The 26,083-nt window shown below is 68.8% G+C and carries 1 protein-coding gene (cut by both window edges); it reads left to right on the top strand.

The whole window is internal to an LEPR-XLL domain-containing protein gene (locus J2W78_RS16975; RefSeq protein ID WP_301288599.1) on the top strand: the coding sequence, 48,879 nt in all, runs 2,152 nt past the left edge and 20,644 nt past the right edge, and what appears here is coding positions 2,153-28,235, spanning codon 718 (partial) through codon 9,412 (partial); the first codon wholly inside the window starts at position 3. Both the start codon and the stop codon lie outside the window.

Raw genomic sequence — 26,083 nt, 5'->3', positions numbered from 1 at the left:
CCGCCCCCGCGCCGGGCGATGCCGCCCTCGTGTCGGCGGAGGGTGCCGCCGGGATCCACGCCGCCAATACCGGTGCGCTGGCCGTGCGCATCCGCGCCGCCACCGATGCGACCGACCCGGCCAAACCGGACGAGAGCCTCGTCGCGGGCGACGGTGAGACCGACAATTCGCTGCCTGCGCCGATGAAGGCGGGTGCGGCCCAGGTCAACGTGAGCGACACCGTACGGGTCGCCGTGCGCGGCGTGTCCGTCACGGCCGCGTCCCTTGCCGTCGCGGCCACCAACGACACGGCAATCGAGTCGCGCGCCGTCCAGGCCCGCAACCTGCTCACCGGCTCCACCAAGGCCGTCGTCGAGACGGCGCGCCTGACCGCTTCCAGCGGCGCCATCTCCGTCGTCGCGATGGATGCGACCAAGGCGGAGGCCATCGTCGAGCCGATCCGGACCGACAGCCTGGAAGACGAGAGCGATGCCGAGGAGGCGAAGCGCGAGTTGATCGGCATCGCCCGCAGCTCCGCCGTCAACACGGTCGAGCGCGACATCACGGCGACGATCACGGATTCGGTCGTGACGGGAGCCGAAGGCGTCGCGCTGACCGCGCAGAACGCCCTCGACCTCACCACCAACGCGAAGGCCGTCGTCGCCGCGAGCAAGTTCGGCGTGGCCGGCTCCTACGCCGTCAACATCGTGCTCGGCAGCACCACGGCGACCGTGAGGGGCGGGAGCGTCAGCGCCGCGACCGGCGACATCTCCGTCAACGCCTCCGACGTGACCAACATCGATTCGCGGGTGCAGACCTCGGTCGCCGGTGAGAGCAAGTCCGGCGGCACCGCCATCGGCGGTGCGGCGGCCTTCAACATCGTCGGCTACCGGCCGGACGGCCTGACCGGCAGCGACAAGCTGGCCGACAAGGTCGTCGGGATGGCCATCGACGCCATTCTCGGCAGCGGGTTCTTCACCTTTGCCGCCACCCAGGCGACCCGTGCCCGGATCGAGGCCGCCACCGTCACCGCCACGACCGGCGGCGTCGGCGTGAAGGCGATCAGCGCCGGCACGGTGAACGCCACGGTCAGCAACACCGTGACCGTGTCGACCCCGGAGCAGTCGCGCCTGGACGAAGCGAAGGCCCAGGCGACGCGCACGGCGATCAACAAGGCCCGGACCTTCCTCGGCAAGGCGACGCTGAGCAGCGAGCCCGGCGCGGTGACGAGCGCAGGCTCGCGCAGCATCGGCGGCCTGATCGCGACCAACCGCATGAACCGCACGGCCACCGCCGAGGTGATCAGCGGCGCGACCATCACGAGCGGGGGGGAACTCGGCGTCCGCGCGACGGACCTCTCGACGATCAACGCCAACGTGAAGCTCGTGGCGTCGAGCCAAGCCGCCAGCGACGGCGGCCTGGACACGAAGCAGCCGCAGATCAAGTCCGATTACAAGCTGAGCGCCAGCCAGCCGGTGGCGATCACCCTCGGCCAGCGCGTGGCCGTCGATTTCTCGACGCTGCTCGGCGAGCAGGCGATCAAGACCGTCAGCACCCTCGACGCGATCAAGTCCAACCTGCCGTCGACGACGAAGCAGGCGCAGGGCGGCACGACGCCCGGCAAGGCTCCGACGCTGAAGGCGGTCAAGACGGGCGACGTCGTTCTCGTCAGCCCCGGTCATCCGGCCGGCAGCGGCGAGGTCGGCTCCTATTACCGCTACATCAAGACGCCGACCGCGCCGGCGACGTTGGACTCGATCGACCTGTCGAAGGAGAACTTCACCGGCGCGAACTGGGAGCTCATCGGCGCGAAGGGTGACGTTTACGCCTATATGGGTGCGGACCGCACCGCCGCGAACAAGCTCGACCTCAAGACGGCGACGTTCTCGAATCGCGATCTCTGGCGCCGGGTCACCGACACCGAGGCCGCGCCAGCCAAGACGACCGGATCCGGCGGCACCTCGGCCGGCGGCATCGTCGTGCGCAACGAGATCAAGGGCGGCGTCACCGCCGCGATCAGCAATTCCTCCGCCACGACGACGGTGAATGGCGGCGTCGTGGTCTCGGCCGAGCGCGGCGCGACGATCACGTCGAAGGCCGATGCCACCGTCGAGGCGATCGCCACGATCCGTGAGCAGACCGGCGAGACGGCCGAAGGCACGGCCGGCAGCGGGACGGCGAGCACGGTTCCGGGCCAGACCTCGGCCTTCGACAAGTCCAGCACGTCGAATTCGAGCGCGCTCGCGATCAACGCGGTGATCGCGACCAACACCATCCTGTCGGCCGCCGACGCCTCCATCACCGACGCCGAGGTCGCGACTGCCGGCGACGATGGCGCGGTCACGGTCGAGGCGAAGACGACCGGCTCGATCGAGGCTGAAGTCCAGGCGCAGATCACCGCGCTGTCGAGTGGCCCCTCCGGTACCGAAGACGCCGCCGCCGACCCCGCCGCCGGCGGCTCGACAGGTGGCACCACGACGCCGCCGACGGGCACCACGACGCCGACGACGGGGTCGGGGCAAACGACCGCGCCGACGACCACGGCACGGGCGGGCGGCATCCAGCTCGCCTTCAACGCGATCGGCTACGAGAGCAGCAATCTCGGCTTCGACACCCTCAACGCCCTGGTCGGAACCAATCTCGGAAACTCGGCGACGGCGCAGGCCAGCGCCCGCATCACCAACACCCGGGTCGCGGCCACGGGCGCGGTCAGCGCGACGGCGGAGTCCTCCGGCACGATCGCCTCGACCCTGAGCAACGAAGTCACCGCTGCGGCCAAGGCCGCGAGCGTCAATTCCCTGGCGGTCTCCGGTCTCGTTGCGATGAACCGCGTCAGCGGCGCCGCCGAGGCGGTGATCGATGCCCGGACCAAGACGGTCTCGGGCACCGACGTCACGGTGTCCGCCACCGATACGGTCGGCATCGAGGCCGAGACCGCCGTGGCGGCCTCGGCTTCGGCCGAGAAGACCGGCTCGGTCAGCGGCCTCGGCAAGAACGCTGAGGCGCTGCTCGGCGAGTACACCTATACCACCGCGTCCGGCAGCCGGCAGGTGAAGTTCGGCGAGAAGATCCGCCTCAGCGATACCTGGGCCGGCAAGGGCGAGAAGGGCGCCGTGTACCAGTACATGGGCGCGGACTTCGCCGCCGCCGAGGATCTCGGCAACACGGCGCGGGACTTCGCCGACTTCGCGCTGTGGAAGAAGCTCGACGCCACCAACGTCGTGCCGGGTGCGACCGGCGGCTCGGCCGCTCCGACCGGAAAGATCGCGGCGGCGAAGTCCTCGGCGATGGCTCTCGGCGGCATCTTCGCCCGCAACGACGTGTCGGGTCAGGCCACGGCCCGGATCGTCAACACCACCGTCCAAGCCACCGGTGACGTCAGCGTCAGCGCGAAATCGGAAGCGTCCATCAACGCCACCGATGAGAGCGAAGTCGAGGCCGAGGGTGGCTCGGCCGCCAACGGCGTGCTCGTTTCCAACACCGTGCAGAACGGCGCGCTCGCCTACATCAAGGACAGCACCGTTACGAGTGAAGACGGGGGCGTGAGCGTCTCCGCCGAAAACGCATCGACGATCGAGGCGAGTGCGGCCGGCTCCGTTGCCGGCGAAACGTCGGCGGTTGGCTTCACGCTCGCCTTCAACACGGTCGGCTTCCAGCAGCAGAACCCGCTCTTCAACGCCGTCGACACCATCATCGGCGATCCGCTCATCGCCACCGCCACCAACGGGGAAAACCCGGCCGGCGCCAAGGCCTACATCACCGGCTCCACCGTCACGGCCAAGCGCGACGTCTCCGTCACCGCCGACAGCCAGGCCAAGATCACGGCCGAGGCCGGCAACAAGGCCGAGCAGGCGGATTCCGAGGAAACCGTCCACAAGGCGGAGACCGGCGCACGCGGGATCTCCGCGGGCGCGGTGCTCGCCATGAACAAGGTCAGCGCCCGCGCCGAGGCCTTCATCGGCGCGGAAACCGTCGCCGCTCAGGCCCCAGCGCAGACCGCCGCCACCGTCGCCTCGACCGATGGCGCGGTGACCGTTTCGGCCAAGAATCAAGCCGGCATCGAATCGACCAGCACGATGATCGGTGCGTCGTCGGTCTCCGGCAGCGTTGCCGAACTGGCCAAGAAGGCGGTCGCCACCGCCCTCAACATCTACGATTACACCTCGAAATCCGGCACCAAGGCGCTGAAGGCCGGTGACCGTGTGCGGCTCGCCGCCGACTTCACCGCGCCGGCCGGATCGAGTTCGAACACCGACGCCAAGCGGACCGAAGAGCCCACTCTAAAGGGCCGGGTCTTCATCTTCGTCGCGGCGTCCGATGCCTCGGTCGATCTCGCGACCGAGGATTACACCAACGCGGCCCGCTGGTTCGCGGTCGATGACGGGGCCATCGTGTCCACCAAGCCGACGGTGGCCGGCACGACGCCCGGTACCACGACCGGCGACACCCTCGACAAAGACACGACCACCATCAAGACCGCGGAAGGCACCACGACGATCACGCGCCAGAAGGCGCGCTACACGTCGAACGGCGGCTTCCAGGACATGATGGCCGGCCAGGGCGTGCTGCTCTCGAAGACCGACACCCTCTCGAAGGGCGAGAAGGGCACGATCTACATCTGGCGCGGGGCCGACAACACGCGGGTCACGCTCCACGGCGAGGATTACACCAGCGCGAACTGGATTCCGGCGGCGGCCAAGACCGTCATGCCGAAGCTCGATACGGTCGCCAACCCGCCGGCGGCGCCGACGCCCGCCGCGGGCTCGACGGCTCCGACCCCGACCGACCGCACCCCCGGCTCGTCGTCCAAGGCCTTCGGCGGCCTGATCGTCTACAACGAGGTGACCGGCGGTGCCGGCGCCCGCATCACCGATGCCACGGTCACCTCCGCGCTGGACCTGACGGTCCATGCCGCGGACGCTGCCGACATCTCGGCCACCGTGCTCAGCACCGTGACGTCGTCCGGCGGTGCCTCCTTCGGTTCGAAGACCGGCGCGGCCGGCACCAGCGGCGGCACCGGTGGCGGCACGCTCATCGCGGCCAACGGCATCGCCGCGACCAACGTCGTCCGCGGCGGCGCCGACGCCAGCGTCCTGCGTTCGACGGTGGAATCCACGACCGGCAATCTCGAAGTCAGCGCCGAGAACGAATCCGGCGTCGATGCGCGCATCCGGGCGTCGTCGACGACGTCGGGCGGCCAGGGCGTGTCCGGCGCGGTGACGCTCGCGTTCAACTCCGTCGGTTACGAGACCCAGAACCTGCTCTTCAACGCGATCGACACGCTGATCGGCCAGTCGGCTATCTCGGGAGCCTTCGGAGGCGAGATCGGCGCGGGCGCCAAGGCGACGATCGTCCAATCGTCGGCAAAGGCCGGCGGCGACCTGACCGTCTCGGCGACCTCAGCTGCCAAGATCAACGCGACCGTCAGCAACGCCGCGACTTCCACGGCCGACGTCGCGATGGTCTCGGGTGGCGCCGGCACCGGCTTCGGTGTCGTCCTCGCCTCGAACAAGGTGAGCGGCAGCGCCGTCGCTCTCATCGACAACACCGGTGTGACCCGTGACATCACGGCCGGCGGCGCCCTGGCCGTCACGGCGACGGATGCGGCCGGCATCACCTCGAACGTCCAGATCGTCACGAGCTCGACCGTCACGAAGAGCGACGGCGGCGCCGTCACCAATCAGTCCAAGCTCAACAAGTACCTGCCGTCGGACTTCTCGACGAACCCGAACGAGGTTCAGTCAGCCACGATCCAGTCGAACATCATCAAGAACCGCGCCGATTGGGCACCGGCCGAATTGCTGGCCTTCGAGGAGAAGGTCACCGCGCAGATCACCCGCGTGAAGGGACTGATCGAGGAGCTTCAGGCCGGCCCCGCGACGCTGCTCAAGCAGGTCGAGACGAAGCTGCTCGAACTCAGGGCGGGCAAGGTCACAACGGAGTACCTGGTCAAGATCAACCAGACCCTCGTCGACCAGCTCAACGGAATTGATACCTCCAAGATTCCGAGCACCGACCAGACCGATCTCAAGACGCGGATCAAAGAGGCGGCCGACGCGCTGTCGGGGCACCTGACGGCGCTGTCGGTCAACACGGATGGTGGCGACGAGGCGCGGCTCGAGGCGCTGAAGGTCGCCGCCGAGGCGGCGCGTCTCGGCTATCTCGACGAGGCCGCGCTGCGCAACAGCACCGATTCGGCCGAGAAGAGTGTCGGCCAGTTGATCCGTCTGCAGGTCGCTGTCGATCGCGCGGTCATCGAGACCGCCGGCAAGATCCTGGAACTGAAGGACGGGCTCAACAACTTCCTGAAGCCGTTCGGCCTCAGCACCGACAGCATCGGCGCGATCGACCTCTCGGCGTACGGCCAGCTTCCGAAGACCGCGAACGCGCAGGACGTCACCTTCGGCGCGCGGGTGCGGATCGCGGACGGCTACGCCAAGCCGACCTATAAGGCCGGACAGGGCGAGATCACGGTCAAGACCGGCGAAACGATCGAAGATCTCTCGGGTAAAATCTACAAGTATGTCGGTGCCGACATCCTGGTCGAAATCAGCTCGCTCGATCCGGATTTCACGGACGGCGCGAAATGGAAACTGATCGCCGACAAGTCCAGCGCCTACAAGGCCGGGGACATCTTCATCTACATGGGCGGCAACGCGAAGATTGATCTCGCGGCCACCGACTACACCAACAAGCTCCTCTGGAAGCGGGCGCTCGAATCCAACTTCATTCCCGATGGCTTGAAGCTGCCGACCACCGGCACGGGGACCGGCACGACGACACCGGCGCCGGCTACGTCTTCGACCGAGACGGTGGCTCCCACGGGCGACCCGTCGGCCAACAACGCCGCCAAGACCGGCACGGTCGCGGCGCAGCCCTCCGCCTCGCTCGCGATCGGCGGCCTCGTCGTGCTCAACAGCGTCCACGCGGACGCCGTTGCGCGCATCACCGGTGTCACCGCCGAGGCGGGCGGCACGGTCACGGTTCAGGCGAGCGAGACCGCCACGATCAAGGCGACCGCCGACAGCGCCGCCAACGTCAAGTCGGCGAGTTCCTACAAGCCGACGAGCGGCACCGGCACTCCGGCCCCGACCACGCCGGCCGACCCGTCCACAGACAGGACGCTCGGCACGAAGAGCCAGCCGACGAGCCTCGCGCTCGGCGGCATCATCGCCACCAACGCCGTTCTCGGCACGGCGCGGGCCGAGATCATCGACAGCACCGTCACCGGCGGCGGGATGAACGTCGATGCGGCCAACACCGCCACGATCGACGCCACGGCCAAAACCGCGACCTCCAGCGACCAGGGCGCGGTGTCGATCACGCTCGCCTTCAACACCATCGGCTGGAAGGAGCAGAACATCCTGTTCCGCGCCGCCGACACGATCACGGGGCAGCCGCTGATCGCTGCCGGCAGCGGCAACGACGCCGACCCGTCGGGGGCGCGCGCGCAGATCCTGCGCAGCACCGTCACGACGACGGACGCCAGCGGCACGCTCGCCGTGACCGCGCGTTCGGACGCGTCGATCAACGCCCAGCTCACCAACAAGGCCAGTGCCTCGCAAGCGGTGCTCAAGGATGCGAGCGCCTACGCGATCGGCTTCGCGCTCTCCGGCAACCTCGTGAATTCCGAGGCGGTGGCGCGGATCGACAGCAGCAACGCGGCCGGCACCGCCATCGACCCGACGAAGACGCTCGACGCAGCCGGCAAGGTGACGATTTCGGCCACCAGCAACGGCAGCATCACCTCGCTGAACAACCTCTCGGCGATTGCCAGCCTGACCAAGCCGAGCGTGCTGCAGGACTTCGCCGACAAAATCCTCGGCAACTACACCTACACCACCGAATCGGGCTCGAAGACCGTCACGTTCGGCGACATCGTGTTCGCGAAGGTCGGTGGTGTCGAGAAGCTGTACGTCTATTTCGGCGATACCAAGCTCGTCTCCGACCTTAAGACGGAGAGCTACACGGAGGCCAATGGCTGGCGGGAGAACAATCTCCGCGAGTTCGTGAAATTCCTGCCGCCGGGCGTGCTCAACCTCGGCGACAGCAAGGATGTCGCCGGCTCGGCGACGCCGCCGGCCGACAACACGAACACCACCAGCGGCCAGACCCCGTCGAAGCCCTACGCCGTCGCCGTCAGCGGCATCCTCGTGACCAACGACGTACGCAGCGCCGCCACGGCGACGCTCACCGGCATGACCGTGGCCAAGGCCGGCGACATCAGCGTCCAGGCGGAGCAGAAGGGTGCGATCACCGCGACGGTCAACAGCAAGGTCGAGTCGAAGCTGAAGCCGGGCACCAAGGCCGGCGACAAGCACTCCGTCGCGGCCCAGGCCGTGATCGCCTCGAACGTCGTGATGGGCGCGAGCACCGCCACGATCGACCGCAGCCCGCTCGGCGACGCCGCCACCAACGCGACCGTCGGCAATGTCGCGGTGGGCGCCCGCAACACCGGGACGATCACCGCCACGATCGACAGCACGGTCGATTCGAGCGAGACCGCCGTCGGCATCACCGCCGCCTTCAACAAGATCGGCAGCCCGAGCACCAACGCAGTGTTCGACCTCGCCGAGTTGCTCGTCGGGATCGATCTCGACAGCCAGATGACCAAGGGCGGCCAGTTCGCCGCGACCGCCTCGATCTCGGGCCAGCCGATCAACGCCACCGGCAAGGTTTCGGTGGAGGCTCTGTCCCAGGCGACCATCAAGGCCACCATCGAGAACGCCGTCACCTCGATCGGCTCGGCCGCGACCACCGTCGGCGCCGTCGCCGGCCTGAACTTCGTGCGTGTCGGCACCTCGGCCACCATCGCCGACGTGACGAGCCTTAAGGCGGCGGGCGGCGTGGCCGTCAACGCCCGTAGTGCGTCCGCCATCGATGCCGTGGTCAAGGCCCCCGTCACGGCGGTGGTCTACAACATGTCCGACACGAGCGGCACCAACACCTCCGGGAATACCGGCAATACGGGGAACACCGGCGGAACCGGCACCGCGACGACCACACGCTCGATCTCCGTCGCCGCCAGCTTCGCCCGCAACACCATCCTCGACGTCGTGCTCGACGCCGGCCTCGACCGGATCGGAGACCTCACGGCGAGCGCGGGTGACGTCAGCGTCACCGCCGCCAACACCGCCACCATCACCGCGAAGGTCGCGGCCACCGCCATCGCCGTGCTGCTGAGCACCGAGGACGGCAAGAATCTTGGCGTCTCCGGCAGCGGCGCCTTCGGCATCAACACGATCCTCGGCGGCGTCGAAGCGCGGATCGCCGACAGCCGGATCACCGCGTCCGGCAGCCAAGCCCCGAGCGTCACCGACGGAACCGGCGGCCAGGGCAACATCACCGTCTCCGCCAAGAGCACGGCCACCGTCACGGCTTCGGTCGAGGCCGCGGCGGCCGCCGTCATCGTCGGCAAGGGCGCGGCACAGGCGGTGGCGATCGGCGTCTCGCTCGCCTTCAACATGATCGGCTACAACCTCAGCCTGATTCCGGTCGACGGCACCAGCAGCCTCGCGGCCGACAAGGCGCGTTCGCTCGACGTGAAGGCGACCGTGACCAAGTCACGGCTGAGCGCCGGGCGCCGGGTGTCGGTCGAGGCCGAATCGGGCGGCCGGATCGAGGCCCGGACCCTCGCCACCGCCATGGCGGTCGGCGTTTCGACGGGCGGCAGCTCCGGCGGCTCCAGCACCGACGGCAACGTGGCGCTGTCCGGCGGCGGCCTGTTCGTGCGCAACAAGGTCGTCACCTCGGCCTCGGCCGTCATCGACGGCACCGGCAGCAACGACGACGCGGTCACCTCCGGCACGGGCGGGATCAACGTCTCGGCCAAGGACACCGCCGTGATCCGGGCGACCTCCGTCGCCCTCGGCCTCTCGGCCAACCTGAGCGCGGATGCGAGCAACACCGCCTCGAAGTCGACCCTCGCCATCGCCCTGTCGCTCGCCGACAATGCGATCACCAGCGAGGTGGCCGCGCGGATCACGCAGATCGCCAATCTCGCGACCCTCGGCGATGTGGCGGTGGCTGCTGACCGCAGCGCCGATATCTTCGCGCAGACCTACGCCGCCGCGGTCGGCGCGCAGGTCTCCTCGAAGGGCGACGGCGCCTCGGTGAGCGGCGGCGGCGCGCTCTCGATCAACACGATCAAGGGATCGACGATCGCCGAGATCACCGATTCCAAGGTCGGGGACGGTGCCAATGGCGGCGCCAAGGTTGGCAGTCTCGCCGTCTCGGCCCTGGACACCGCGAAGATCGTCGCGCTCACCGGCGCGGCCGCGGTCACACTCGCCGGCACGGCCGAGGGCAAGGCCACGGGCGTTTCCTTCGGCGTCTCCGCCGCGCAGAACGTTATCGGCGGTTCGGGCACAGCGGTTCGGGCCACGGTGGCGGGTACTCCGGTGCGGTCGACCGGCGCCGTCGGCGTGCGCGCCGAGTCGAGGGCCGATATCGATGCGACGACCGTGACGGTCTCGGTCGGTGTCTCGGGCAGCGGGACCAGTGACGCGCGCACGGCGAGCCTCGGCGGCTCGGGCGCGCGCAACACCGTCAACGTCGCCACCACGGCGGAGCTTTACGCTGCGGATGGCACGTCGGTCGCCATCGAGGCCGGCAGCCTCGCGGTCACCGCCAAGAACGCTTCGACCATTTCGTCGGATGTCGGCGCGGCCTCGGTGGCCGGCTCGTTCGGCCAGGGCAAGTCGGTCGCGGTCGCTCTCGCGGCCAGCGTCGCGATCAACGAGATCAGCGGCAACGTCTCGGCGACCGTGAAGAACGCCGATGTGACGACCCTTGCCGGCGGCGTGACCATCGACGCGACGCGGCAGGGCATTATCGAGACGCGCGCCGCGGCGGCCAGCGTCGCGGTGAGCGCGAGCGCAGACAAGAGCATCGCTGTCTCCGGTGCCGGCGTTGCGGCGGTCAACAAGATCAACAGCAGCACCACGGCCACGGGCCAGAACGCGTCGATCAACGCGACGGGCGACGTCACCGTCACGGCCGGCAGCAATGCCACGATCAAGTCATTGGTCGTTGGCGCCGCGGCATCCATCGGCGGCGGGGCGGGAGACGGCGGCGCGGGCGCGCTCGGCATCTCCATCGCCTACAACGAGATCGGTGCCTGGACCGCCTACGACGAGACGGCCCACACGCTGAGCGAGGCGCCCTCGCTGGGAAGCCGTGCCAACGTCTCGGCCACCCTGGTGGGCAGCCAAGTCACGACGACGGGGGCGCTCTCCGTCGCGGCGAGCGCCAACAACGCCATCACGACCGACATCGTCGCGATTGCGGCCGGCGTCACCGTCGCGGGCGGCAAGGCCGGCGCGGTCAGCGTCGGCGGCACCTTCGCGATGAGCAACATCGGCCTCGCGGTCGCAGCCTCGATCGACGGCGACAAGACCGGCGCGACGCCCGGATTCCAGGCCGCGAGCGCCACCGTTTCGGCCCAGGACATCTCGACCATCACCACGCAGGCGCTCTCGGCCAGCCTCTCGCTCGCCGCCGCGTCCGGTAACGCCCTCTCGATCGCCGTCGGCGGCAGCATCGCGCTCAACTCCATCGCCAACGACATCTCGGCGACGGTGAAGAACATTGATCGCGGCCTGCAGACCGTCGGCGCGATCCTCATCTCGGCGAAATCGGCGGGCACCATCACCGCGAACGCCGCCTCGGCCGCGATCGCCGTGGCCGCGTCCGGCTCGAACGCCGTGCCCGTCAGCGCGGCGGTGACCTATGCGCGCAACGTCATCACCACCAGCACCCGTGCGCAGGCGAGCGAGAGCAAGCTGACCACGACCGGCGCGGCCGGCAACATCAGCGTCAAGGCCGAGGCCTCGGCCGCGATCAACGCCGCGATCCTGGCGGCTTCGCTCGCCGCAGGCGTCGGTGGCAGCAATGCCGCGGGCGTCGGGCTCGGCGCCGCCATCGCCGAGAACCGCATCGGCGTCTGGTCTTCGTCGGGCACCGATGCCAACACCAGCTACGCCCTGGCCAATAACGGCGGCACCGTCGTCGAGGCGTCCCTGACCCGCGTCGGCGTCGATGCGAAGGGCGCCCTGGCGGTCGAGGCGACGTCGAAGAACGTCATCAAGGCGAACATCGCGGCCATCTCGGCGGGCCTCGCGGGTGGCGGCTCCAACGCCGTCGGCGTCAGCGGCGGCGCCACGGCCGTCATCAACGCCATCGGTGTCACCACGCAGGCCTTCATCGAGGGCAACGGCGTGGGCGGCAGCGCGATCGCGAGCAATGCGATCAAGGCCGGCGCCGTCACCGTGAAGGCGGCCGATACGTCGAGCATCACCGCCAACGCGCTCACGGCCGCCGTCAGCGCGGCCTTCGGCGGCTCGAACGGTGTCGCGGTCTCGATCGGCTTCGCGCTTGCGCTCAACACCATCAATGCGTCCACCCGGGCCAGCGTGAACAATGTCGGCGACGGGATCGACGCGGGCACCGGTGCAGTCCTGGTCGATGCCCTCAGCAACGCGACCATCACGGGGACGACGACGGCGGCCGCTGTCAGCATCGGCGGCGGCGGATCGGGCGGCATCGCCATCGCCGGTGGCGGTGCGCTCGCCTTCAACACCATCCGCCCCGTCACCCGGGCCGTGATGGCCGCCAGCACGATCACGCAGAGCGGCACCGTCACCGTGACCGCCGCGGCCACTTCGAAGATCTCGGCTCTCGTTGCGGCCGCCTCCCTCGCCGTCGGCGTCGGTGGTTCGGCCGGCGTCGGCGTGGCGATCGGCGTGTCCGTCGCCGCCAACCAGATCGGCGACTGGACGTCGTCCGGCGAGGGACGCAACCGCGTCGATACCGCCGCCGCGAGCCAGGGCTCCGTCGTCGAGGCGCGTCTCACGGGGAGCAGCGTCAAGACGAGCGGCGCGCTGACGGTCGGGGCCAGCTCGGCTCAGGCGATCTCCGCCCAGGTCGCTGCTGCGGCGGCCTCCATCGGCGGTGGCGGTTCGGCCGGCGTCGGCGTCTCGGCGGCCGGCGTCTCGGTCTCGAATGCCATCGCGGTGGCAACCCGTGCCGTCATCGACGGCGACGGTGCGGCCGGCATCGAGGCCGGCAACGTCTCGGTCCGCGCCTCCGACATCTCCACGATCGACGCCTTCGCCGGGTCCGCCTCGCTTGCGGGCTCGGGCGGCGGCGGGGCCGGCGTCTCCGTGGCGGTCGGCTTCACGCTGGCGCTCAACAGCATCGCCGGAAATGTCGAGGCGGCGATCAGGAACGCCGACACCCTCCTGCGCACGAGCAGCCCGCTCGGCGTCTCGGTCAGCGCCACGCGCGCCGGCCGCATCAACGCGGCGGCAGCGGCGGCGGCCATCAGCATCGCGGGCGGCGGCTCGGCCGGCGTCGGCGTGTCCGGCGGCGGCGCCTTTGCCTCGAACCGGATCCTCGGCTCGGTCAGCGCAACGGTGGATGCGAGCCGCATCACCACGACCGGCAGCGGCGGCCTCACGGTGACGGCGACCGGCTCGTCCGAAATCACGGCGATCATCTCGGCGGTGGCCGCGTCCGGCGGCGGCGGCGGTGCGGCCGGCGTCGGCGTCGCGCTGGGCGTCAGCGGTGCCGAAAACCGCATCGGGGAATGGTCCAGCACGGGCCAAAACGCCGAGCGCATCGATATGCTCGGCAGCGGCGGTGCCACGGCCGTCCAGGCCTCGGTCCGGAACTCCCCCCTCGACATCGCTGCGGCCCTGACGGTTCAGGCCACGGCGAGCCAGAAGATCACCGCGACCGTCGTGGCCGCATCCGCCGCGATCCAGGGTGGCGGCGCGGCCGGTGTCGCGGGCGCCGCGGCCGGTTCGGTGGCTGCCAACGCCATCGGAGTCGAGACCTCGGCCACGATCGACGGTGACGGCGCAGGCCCGGACGGCATCAAGGCGGGCAGCGTGACCGTCTCGGCCGCCAACACGGCCCAGATTACCGCCGTCACGGGCGCCGCCTCACTCTCCGGGGCCGGCGGCGGCGCAGCCGGCGTCGGCGTGGCGATCGGCTTCGCGCTCGCCATCAACAGCATCGCGGGCGGCATCCAGGCATCGATCTCCAACGTCGATGCCGGCCTGACCACCCGCAGCGGCGGCGTCTCGGTCGGCGCGCGCAACGACGCGCGCATCCGGGCCACCTCCGCGGCGGCGGCCATCTCCATCGGCGGCGGCGGTGCTGCGGGCGTTTCGGTGAGCGGCGGCGGCGCCGGTGCGTCGAACGTCATCACGGTGCGGACGAACGCCTTCGTCGCCAACAGTGCCGTGATCGTGCGCGGTGGCAAGTCCACGGTGTCGGCCGGCTCGAATGCCGACATCCAGGCCCTGATCGTCGCTGCGGCGGCGGCGGCCGGCGGTGGTGGCGCGGCGGGCGTCGGTGTCTCGGTCGGCATCGGTGCGGCGGCCAACACCATCGGTGCCGGCAACGAGATCCAGGCCTATCTCAACAATACGAGCGTCGATTCCGACAACGCGCTCGACGTGACGGCGGTCTCGAACCAGACCATCCGGGCGGATGTCGGGGCGGTGTCCGCATCGATCCAGGGCGGCGGCGCGGCGGCGGTCAGCGTGGCGGGCTCCGGCACCGGCGCCTCCAACACCATCGCGGTGGCGACGCGCGCCTTCATCGACGGCGATGGCGCCACCGGCATCACGGCGACGCAGATCGCCCTGTCCGCCAAGGACACCTCCGCGATCACCGCCTCCGTCAGTTCGGCGGGCATCGCGGGCGGCGGCGCCGGAGCGGCCAGCGTCGGCGTGACGGTTTCGGTCTCGATGGCGACCAACCGCATCGGCAACACGGTCGAAGCGCTCGTTCGCAACGCCGATACCGGTGTCACCACGACCTCCGGCGACCTCTCGGTCGAGGCCGAGAGCAGCGGGTCGATCCAGGCGATCGCCACGGCGGCCTCCGTCAGCCTCGGCGGTGCCGGCGGCGTCAGCGTGCAGGTGGCCGGCGGCGGCGCGGGCGCCCTCAACGTCATCACCACGAGCACCCGCGCGGCGATCGAGCGGGCGACCGGGCAGTCGTCCCTCAACCGCGTCACGAGCGGCGCGGGCCTGCGGGTGGCTGCCAAGAGCAGCCAGGATATCGACGCCAAGGTGGTCGCGCTCTCCGCTGCCGGCGGCGGCGCGGGTCTCGCCAGCGTTCCGGTGGCGATCGGCCTCTCGGGCGCCCAGAACATCATCGGCAGCTGGAAGACCACCGATGCGCACGGCAACCGGCTCGATCAGCCGACGCTCGACACCGATGGCGGGGCCAGGGTCGAGGCTCTGATCGCCGACACGGTCGCGACGGCGCAGGGGTCGGTCGCGGTCACCGCCACCTCCTCCAGCACCATCGACGCGACCGTCGCGGCGGCCTCGGCCGTCGTCACGGGCGGAACCGTCGCGGTCGGCGTCGCCGGCTCGGGCAGCTACTCGGGCAACGCGATCAGCTTTGCCACCAACGCGGCCATCACCGGCGCTTCGACGAGCGTTACGGCCGGAGACGTCACCGTTCGCGCCAAGGATCAGGCCACGATCAACGTCGATGTCGGCGCGGCGGCCATCGCGGCTGCGGGTGGCGCCGTCGGCGTGGCGCCGGCGATCGGCGTCGCCGTGGCCCTGAACGTGATCAACAATGCCGTGACCGCGATCGTCGACGGCGCCACCGTGACGACGCGTACAGGCGGAATCCGCATCGAAGCCACGGTTCCGTCCGACAACGGCGGGTCCAGCATCAACGCCCGCGTGGCTGCGGCCGCCGTGGCGCTCTCGGGCGGCGGCGTTGCCGTCTCGGTGGCCGGTGGCGGTGCCATCGCCACCAACATGATCGGCGGCTCGACCCGTGCACGGGTCAGCAATGCCCGCCTGAACGCCTTCGGTGACGTGGCGGTCGCCGCTGCGAACAACAGCCGGATCGTGGCAGAGGTCGCCGCCCTCGCGGCCGGCGTCAGCATCGGCGGTGTTGCGGTCGGGGCCAGCATCGGCACCGGCGTCGCCACCAACCTGATCGGCAGCGAGATCACGCAGCGGGTCAACGGCCAGGACAAGACGACGAAGTCGGCCGCACTGCTCATCGAGGCTCTGTCGCAGAACACGACGATCGAGGCGGGCGGCAACCTGTCCGTCACCGCCAATTCCGGCCAGACCATTCGGGCGACGGTCGTCGCCGGCTCGGTGGCGATCTCCGGCGGTGCCATCGCCGTCAGCGCCGCGGGGGCCGGAGCCGGCACCCATAACCGGATCGGCGCGATCGTGAGCGCGGCTATCGACGGCGACGGAGCCGGCGACAAGATTTCCGCCGGCACCGTGACCGTCTCGGCGCGCGACACCTCCAGCCTCAGCGTCGATACCGGAGCGGCCTCGGTGGCCGCCTCGTTCGGCGTCTTCGGCAGCGGCTCGTTCGCCCTCGCCGTCGCGGCGGCGGACAACGTGATCGCCAACAACGTCTCGGCCACGATCCGCAACCTCGGCACGACCGGCGGTCTCATCACCCGCGGCTCCGTCGCGGTCACGGCGACCGAAAGCGCGACCCTGACGAGCCGCGCGCGTGCCGCGGCCATGTCCGGCAGCGTCTCGGCGTTCAGCGTCTCCGTCTCGGGCGGCGGCGCCGGCACCGGCGACACCGTGACGAGCACGACGAGCGCCAGCATCACCAACAGCCGGGTCACGTCCGCGGGCGATGTCGCCGTCAGCGCCAGCGACACGACGACGATCGACTCGCAGGTGCTCGGCATCTCCGTCGCCGGCGGACTGCTCGCACTCGCGGCCGGCGGCTCTGTCGCCAAGGTCGAGGCGCGCCCGACCGTCACCGCCGCCATCGAGGGTGGCTCGGTGTCGGCCGCGAACGTGAGCGTGGTCGCCACCGCGCTTCCGTCCGTCAACGCCGCGGCTGCCGGCATCAATGCCGGCACCGCCGCGATCGGTGCCTCCGTGGCCGAGGCCAAGGTCTCCGCAACGGTCGGAGCCTCGACGAAGAACGTGTCGATCACGGCCGGAAGCCTTTCGGTGCTCGGCAACCTCGCCCGTCAGGCGGGCCGCGACTCCGCCACGGCGACCGCCTCCGGCTCCGTCGGCGGCCTCATCGGCTTGAACTCGACGGTGACCCTGGCCGAGAACAGCAGCACGGTCAGCGGCCTCATCGATGTCGGCACGGTGCTGGCCGTCAGCGGCGCGGTCGCCGTCAGCGCGACGAGCAGCACGCGCCAGACCTCGACCGCCAGCAGCGCCAGCATCGGCCTCGTTGCGGCCGGCGCCACCGTCTCGTCGGCCAATTCGGCGACCGTGACCAGCGCCCGCGTCGTGTCCCTCGGCACGCTCAATGCCGGCTCGATGACCGTCACCGCCTCGGGCGTCGACGACAACTTCGCCAAGGGCATTTCCGGCAGTGGCGGCCTCGTCTCGGGCACGGCCGCCAGCGCCAGCACCAGCATGGGCGGCAGCACGCGCGCCGAACTCGGCACCGGCGTCACCGTCGACCTGACGAAGAGCAGCGACAGCACCGGTCTGTTCTATCTCTCCGCCGATCACGTCGGCACCCTGAACGGCCAGATCATCACCGACAGCTACGGCGCCCTCGCCGGAGCGGGCGCCGTCGTGAACAACGCCATCACGCACGCGGTGACAGCCGCGTTCGGGATCAATTCCCGCGTGACGGCCCGCGACATTCTCGCGACCGCAACGAACACCGTGAACAAGCCGCAGCTCGGTCAGGCCAACATCGTCGGCTCGACCGGCGGTCTGGCCAGCGGCGCGGCGGCGCACAGCTCGACGGTGCTCGACATCACCACGCGGGTCGATGTCGGCAGCAATGCCGATCTGATCACCGTTGCCCGCGCCGGGACCGCAGGCGGAATCCGTCTTGCTGCCAACAACATCATCAACGCCTACGACAAGGTTTCGCTGACCACCGGCGGCGCGCTGTCGGGTGCTGGCGCCTATTCCAGCATCGAGACCCGGAACTTCGTCGCGCAGGTCAATATCGGTGCCAACGCGACCCTGTTCACGCTCGGAAACCTGACGCTTTCGGCCAATGGCGGCGGCAACGCCTATGCCGTCTCGAACTCCGAGACCTACGGCGCGGCCACCGTGGCCAGCGGCAGCACCACCGTCATCATCCGTCCGAACAACGCGGTGAACATCGGTGCGGGCGCCGACATCACCGCCTACGGCGACGCGGACCTTTTGGTCGGCACCAACAAGAAGGCCTACGACGACGCCTACGACGCGTCGGCGACGACCGACAACTTCGCGGGCAGCGCGATCCCGATCACCTCGCTGGCGGCCAAGATCCGCGTCGAGGAAATCAACACGATCAAGATCGATGGCGGCGCCACGATCAAGACCGCAGGCAACGCCAACCTCTTCACCAACCGCCAGGGCAATTCCAATGCCGTGGCGCGGATGAAGGGCACGAACTGGACGACCGCCGTCGCCGGCGCCATCGACAGCCTGCTCGGCGGCTCGGCCGTCACGCCCGTCGGCGACACGCAGACCGGCTCGATCGGCACCGTCATCGTCGACGGCACGGTCGTCACCGGCATCACCCGCAACATCTCCATCGTCATCGACGACATGACGCGGGCGCCGGGCAACGGCGCCGCGACCCTGATCACGGGCACCGTCAAGCTCAACGGCCAGAAGTACGATGCGGCCGGCAACCCGATCGCGGATTCAGACAACACCAAGAGCTTCACGATCACCCTGCCTGACGGTGCGACCTCGGCCTCGGCGACGCTGCCGAAGCTGCCCATTACCGTCAGCCTCGGCTTCGCCAACGCCCAGTCGAACCTGATCAAGGCCTACGAGGAAGCCACGAAGGGCCTCTCGACCTACAAGGACAACGGCATTCTCCAAGCCTACTACCAAGGCGAAGTGAACCGGATCAAAGCCGAGCTGCTGGCCGACGGGCTCGCAGAGTTCCAGACGACCTTCGACGGCAAGCAGATCCTCATCCCGATCTACAAGCAGGTCCAGGCCATCACGGTGAGCCCGTTCTCGGCCGGTGCCGGCGGCATCATCGTGCGGGCCGACGCCCTGCTCGGCTCGGGCAGGCTCGATGCCGCGTCCGACACGAAGGTCGAGATCACCAACAACTCGGTGGCGAATCTCGTCATCGCCGGCATCACGATGCCGGAATCCAACGGTGGCACCTTCTTCAACGACGCCCAGATTCCGGTGACGTCGAGCGACGACTTCAACACCCGTCGCCAGGCGATCATCACGAAGAACGCCGCGAGCCCGGATGCCGCAGCCGCCAAGGCGATCGCCGGTGGCCGTGACGTCAGCTTCCAGGTCCTGACCGCCGGCGGCGTCGTCACGAAGGACAGCAAGAGCGACATCTCGCTCAAGAACACCTCCGGCGCCCGCAACGGTAACTCTGCGCCGGCCATTCTCATCGTCGGCGACATCTATGCGCCGACGGCGGTCCTCAACGTGGCGACGGCGGCAGGCGGTGACCTCACCATCACGGCCAAGACCACCGTCAAGGAGCTGAAGACCGATGTCGGCGGCGCCGTCTCAATCGGTCTGACGGAGGACCTGCGCACGTATTCCGTCGGCGGAGATCCCTACGGTCAGATCAAGGGCGTGCTCGAAGCGGGCTCCGGTCCGATGACCGGTAAGTCCGCCTCCGACATCGCTCGTGCGCTGTCCGGCTCGCAGTCAAGCGTCATCGCCAGCGGTGCGGTGACGATCAAGGCGCAGTTCCTGAACCTCAACGGCCTCGTGCAGAGCGGGCGTGAACTCTACAGAATCGTCATCGATCAGTCGGTCGAGAACGAAATTCAGGAGATCATCCGCAATCCCTATCGCACCGCGAACCTGAGCACGCTGACCCGCGACGGCTATTCTGCCAGCTACAATCGGCAGACCGGCGCCATCGAGATCGACGAGGTCGTCTCGACCGGGGGCCAGATCAATCTGACCGGCGTCATGCTCAACACCAACGCCGGCGTCGGCGAGCTGCGGGCCTTGGGCGGTTATGCCAAGGTCGAGGTCGTCAACCAGCTCAACCGCGACGTCGTCCTCAACCGCATCGACCTATCGCGGCGCGGCATCGGCACGATCGATATCAAGGATCTCGCCTACAAGACCGACGTGAACGGCAACGGCATTGCGGATGCCAACGACATCGTCTTCCGCCAGACCCTGATCCGGCAGGACGCCGCCGGCGTCGTCACGCGCTACAGCGCCGATCTGAACAGCACCGGCGCCGAGCTCGCCAAGTATGACGGCAGCAGCACGACGCAGTACGACCCGAAGACCGGGTACCGCTACGCCTTCACCATCGGTCAGGGCGCCAAGAACACCTACACACTGACGACGGGTACCTCGTCCTGGGCCGGCCTTGACTTCCTCGCCAAGGATCCGCCGCCCCTGAGCGCCTTCAACAAGGAGATCACCGAGAAGGCCGCTCTGCAGCCCGAATCCGCCTATTACTATGTCGATACCAGTAAGTCGGGTTACGCCTTCCTGGGCGCGCCCGAATATACGCGCTCGGCCGAGAAGCCGAAGGAAGTCGCGAGCTGGACCACGAGCACGTGGTACGGAAAGAAGACTTACTACACCAAGTTCCAGACGGTCGATTATACCGAGACCCAGGCGACCCATAGCCTGCAGGCCGACTACGGCATCAAGATCAAGTTCACCGGTGAGACCACCGGCACCGTCAGCATCGACTCGCAGGGCTCCGGCCGTGTGCTGATCGCCGGTGGCATCAAGAACGACAACGGCACCACGACGATCACTTCGGGCGGGACGATCCAGCATCTGAGCTCGACCGCGGCCATCACCGGCTCGCGGGTCACGCTGCAGGCTGCCCGCGGCATCGGCGTCGGCAACGGCAACAACGCCACCGATCAGGCGCTCAACGTCACGACCATCGGGGCCGGCAACACGCTCAAGGCGACGACGACCGCGGGCAACATCAACCTCAACGTCCGGACCGTCGACAACGAACTCGGGATCGACAAGATCGCGGCGGGCGGCGGCTTCGACGTCAAGCTCGTTTCGACGAGCGGCGTGACGGTGGCCGGCGAAGGCGTGGTGTCAGGCGGCTCCCTCAAGGTGATCGCGGGCGGTCGCTTCGGCTCCGAGGCGGCCCCGATCACGCTCGACGGAGGCACCACGGCCCGCGACAAGACCGACATCACGGCGGCCGGTTCGGTCGGCATCCGTGAGCGTGCGGGCGACCTGCGCCTGAACAGCCTGACGGCCAACGGCGACGTCTACATCAAGGTCGATGCCGGGAGTCTGCTCAACGTCAACAATGTCGTCGTGCGCGACGACCGCGTGGCGTCCCAGCTCATCAACGGCGTGTGGAAGGATCTCGCCCTCACCACCGAGGATGCGAACCTCAAGTTCGAGCGGACGCTCAGCGCCTACGAGAGCACCCGCGAGCGCGACTACAACGCCTACTGGGCCTACCGGAACCAGCAGGCCGACCCCTCCCGCTACAGCAGCAGCTTCGAGGTCACCCTCAGCGAGAAGACCGGCGAACGCGCCTACTATACCGCCCTGTTCACGAGCCAGGCGAATGATGCCGGCATCACCGAAGCCGGTGCGGTGAAGACCTACGTCGACAACGCGGTCAAGGCGCTCGAAACCAACCGGACGCTGCAGTACCGGGTGCTGCACGCCCAGTACGGCCAGTACGGCGACGTCTATCACGCCGACCTCTCGGGTGATTACGCCACCTACTGGGCGATCCGCGGGACGCAGCCGAACAGCACCAGCTTCGATTCGGCCTACACGGTGCAGGCGACCGCATCGGCGCTCGCCAAGATGCAGGCCGCAACGCGTACCGCCCCGATTTCCGGCGATGCGCTGATCGCGCGCGTCACGGCTCAGATCACGCAGCTCGAAACCGATCAGGGCACCCGTTTGACCGAAGCCCAGATCGCGCAGCTCTACACCACGGCCATTGAGGCCGAGGCTCGTGGAACTAAGCTGACGGGCACCGCTCTGACGGATTACGTCTCCGCGCAGATCAAGCAGATCAGCGACTCGAGGAATGTCGATTTCGACAACTTGAAGCTGGTCTTCGACGGCTTCGATGCCACGAAGGTGACGAACTTCAGCACGCAGTACGACAAGTACTGGCAGATGCGCGAGGCGGGTGACGCGACGACGTTGCAGTCGCAGGCCTACAAAGATCTTGATGCCGCCTTCTCGGGCTTCGGCGCCCGCTACGTGGCGAAGCTCGGTGCGGCTTACGACCTCTACAGCACCTATCTCGCCAACGGATCGACCCGGATCGGCAGCGCCGAGCTGACCGCCCTGACCGAGCAGTTCACCAAGGACGCCGGCTCGCAGACCCTCGGCGAGGCGGCCCTGCGTCTGGCCACCTCCGGCAAGGTGGCAGCGGCGGAAGCCGCGCTCAAGGCGACCTACGCAGCGCTCCATCTTCGCTTCGGCGGGCTCGGCGACAGCTACGACGCGTCGAAGGTCGTGGCCGAGACGACGGCCGTGCAGGCCGACTATGAGAGCTACTGGAGCTACCGCAACCAGCAGGTCGATCCGAGCGTCTACAACGCCGCCTTCGCGCCGCGCCTCGCCGGTCAGGCACTCCTCGACGCCGTGGCCGCCGCCCGCACCGCGGCGGAGACGGAGAACCGGAGCTCCGCCGCCATCGACGCGGCCCGTACCGCCGCGCAGACCCTGCGCTCCACGGTGCTGACGGCGCAGTACCGCTCGCTCAACACCTTCTTCAACAGCCTGCCGGGCTCCTACAACACGGCCGACACGCCCAACACGAACGCCCTGACGGCCAGCCGCAAGGCGGCGCCCGCCTTCTTCATCGACAAGGCGACGGCCGATGCCATCGACGCCGGCATCAAGCGCTGGACGCAGGAAGAGCTGCTCAGCGCCGTCGGCCAGGGACTGCTCAAGGAGACGACCAGCACGATCGTCGACAAGCAGGACCCGATCATCAAGGGCGCCAACATCAAGATCGTGACGTCGGGCAATGTCGGCTCCGTGAGCGGAACCAGCCTGATCGACATCGGACCCGGCTCCGCGCCGCTGACAACGGATCAGCAGATCGATCTCGGCGCCGCCGAGCGGAGCGACATCGTCTTCCTCACGAAAGCTCCGATCACCACCAACGTCGTCTTCGGCCAGTCCGGCAGCAACGGCACCGTGACCCGCCAGGACGGCGCGAACTGGGATACGAGCGTCTTCTTCGACAAGAACGGCAAGCTCTACAGCGGGACGCTCTACATCGGGGGCGTGACGCCGAATGCGTCGGCCGAGAGCTCGACGGGCTACAAGATCATCAGTGTCGTCGGGAACGTCATCACCGTCGACAAGGTCTTCGGCAGCCAGGGTGTGGCCCGCAACATCGATATCGGCGTCAGCATCGCCGTCGCCGGTGAGGCGCCGCGCGCGACCGCCGAAGTCGCCTTCGACCTGCTCAAGGCGGCCCCGGCGACCCTGACCGTCAGCTTCAGCAACGACGCGGCGACCAACCAGGGTGTTCTGACCCGCACCGACGGCACGGCGTGGGACGGCACCTACACGGTCGGCAGCACGCTCTACATCGCGGGCGGCACAGCCAACACCAGCGCGGCCTCCACGAGCGTCTACCGCATCGCGTCGGTCAGCGGCTCGGTGATCCGGCTCGAGGCGACGCAGCTCTTCGTTCCCGAGACCGGCGTCACCGTGAATGTCGGCGTGCGCTCCACCGACGGGACCGGTGTGTCCGTGGTCACCCGCGCGTCGGGCAGCTTCCTCGGCGACGGCTTCAAGGACGGGATGCTGATCGGCGTCGCCGGTACGTTCGGCGTGAAGTCCGGTAACGCGACCACCAAGGACACCAGCTTCACGATCAAGCAGGCGAGCGCCTCGACGCTCATCCTCGAGAGCGGAAGCACGCTCAAGACGGAGAGCGCCCGCAGCCTCGTGCTGTTCCAGTCGGCCAAGGACGCCGGGAATCCGTTCAACCAGATCACCAAGCTGCTGATCCAGAAGCGCAAGGCGGTCGTCATCGAGGGCACCGGCGCCCTCGATGTGAGCGCGAACACCCAGATCTTCATCAACACCGCCGCGCTCCTGACCGTCGGCCGCGTGGAATCGGTCACCGGCAAGGAGATCCGCCTCAAGTCCTCGACCGGCCTCCTCAACGGCGGGGCGGCGGATGCGGTGAACATCAAGGGCGGCGACGCCGTCCTCGAAGGCGGGGACGGCAGCGTCGGTACTGCGGCGCGGGTGATCGGCATCGATCTGACGACGGGTTCGACCCTGGCCGTCCGTGCGGCGCGCGACATCTTCGTCACGGCCCGCAACGGCGATCTGAACCTGGAATCCGCCTATTCGCAGGGCGGCAACGTCACCTTCGTCTCGGACAAGGGCAGCATCCTCGACGGTGTCCACACGGACACCAACAAGATCGTCGCGGCCAACGTCTACCTGAAGGCGGCCGGCGCGATCGGCGCCAAGGGCGACGCCATCGAGATGAAGCTGACCGGCACCGTCCGGGCCGGCGCCACGGGCGACATCGTGCTGACCGAGACGGAAACCAGCATGAAGGTGCTGGCCGTCACCACCAAGGGTGACGTGGTTCTGGCGGCCAAGGCTTCGATCCTCGACGCGGGCGACCTTTCCAACCCGCGCGATATCGACTCCGCGCCGGTGGCCGGTTCGGGCCGTGCCAACGTGAGCGGCCACTCGATCTCGCTCACCGCCCTCGACGGCATCGGCGTCGCCGGCGACGAGTTCGAGATCGACAGCAACGTCGATCGCACGACGGATGGTGTCGTCACGCTTCAGAGCGGCCTGAGCAACCTCTACGTGCTGGAGAGTGCGGGCGATCTCTACCTCGCCAGCGTCGGCACCGACGCGCAGCGCACGGCCTTCGTCACGGCGGTCGCCGGCAGCATCCTCAACGGATCGACCAACTACAACGAGACCACCGGAGGCAGCTCCAACCTCCGTTCCGGCAAGGCCTATCTCGTTGCTTCCGGCAGCATCGGCTCGGAGGCCAAGCGCATCGTCGCCAACATGCGCAGCCTCGACGGCGACCAGTATGGTGGTCTCGAAGCCCGCTCGATCAACGGCGACATCTGGCTGTGGAATATCGGCGGCCTGCGCGTCGGCGGCGTCACCAGCGACACCACGGGTCTGCAGGCGGCGCGGGGCCGGATCGGCATCCGCACGTCGAGCCCGCTGACGATCGACAAGGACATCGTCTCGTCGGGCGACATCATCGAGCAGGCCGGCGAAACGGGTTCGTCGGGCGACGACCTGACCGTCAAGGCCGGTGTCACGATCTTCTCGACCGCCGGCTCGGTGACCCTGAACGCCGGCGACAACCTCGTCGTCGAGGCGGGTGCGGTCGTGAAGGCGAAGGGCACCATCACCCTGCGCTCGGACTTCAGTGCCAGCGGAACGCCCGACAACACGGCCTCCAAGATCACGCTGTCCGGCACCTTCGTCGGCTCCTCGATCCTGATCGAGTCCGGGGGCAACGGCGACGAGATCCTGCTGGACGGCATCTTCACCACGGGTCAGCGCACCATCAGCGGCGGGGCGACCGCCGCGACGGTCACGGAAGGCGCGATCACGCGCAGCGGCTCCATCGAACTGCGTGCCGGCGCGGGCGACAACAAGATCACGATGCTCGGCGCCTATTCCACCGGCGCGCTGATCATCGGCGCCGATGCGGGCAGCGACACGCTCGTCGACACGCAGGTGCTCGGCGGCGTCACGCGGAAGGCCGACGTCGGCGCGGATTCGGTGACGGTCGCGCTCGGGGATGGCGCGAACACGGTCGGCCTCGGCGGTGACTACGTCGTCACCAACGCCATGCAGCTCACGACGCTCGACGGCACCGATACGATCAGCCTGACGGGCATTTTCGATACCGGCAGCTTCACCCTCGACGCGGGCGAGGGTAACAACACCCTCGCGCTCTCCGGCGTCTACAAGGCGCGGAACGCCCTTACGATCCGGACGGGTGCGGGCAACGATACCATCGGTCTGCAGGGCAGCTACACGGCCGGCTCGATGGGGATCTCCGCCGGAACCGGGGCTGGCCGGAACGACCTCACGCTGAACGGCACCTATCGGATCGCCGGCGCGCTCTCGATCACGGGCGGGTCGGGCATCGACACCCTGTCCGATACGCCCACGACCGA

The organism is Methylorubrum extorquens (assembly GCF_024169925.1).
In the GTDB taxonomy this organism is placed as follows: domain Bacteria; phylum Pseudomonadota; class Alphaproteobacteria; order Rhizobiales; family Beijerinckiaceae; genus Methylobacterium; species Methylobacterium extorquens_A.
Note: the sequence above shows the minus strand (reverse complement) of the source record. Positions and strands in the feature narration are given on the sequence as shown.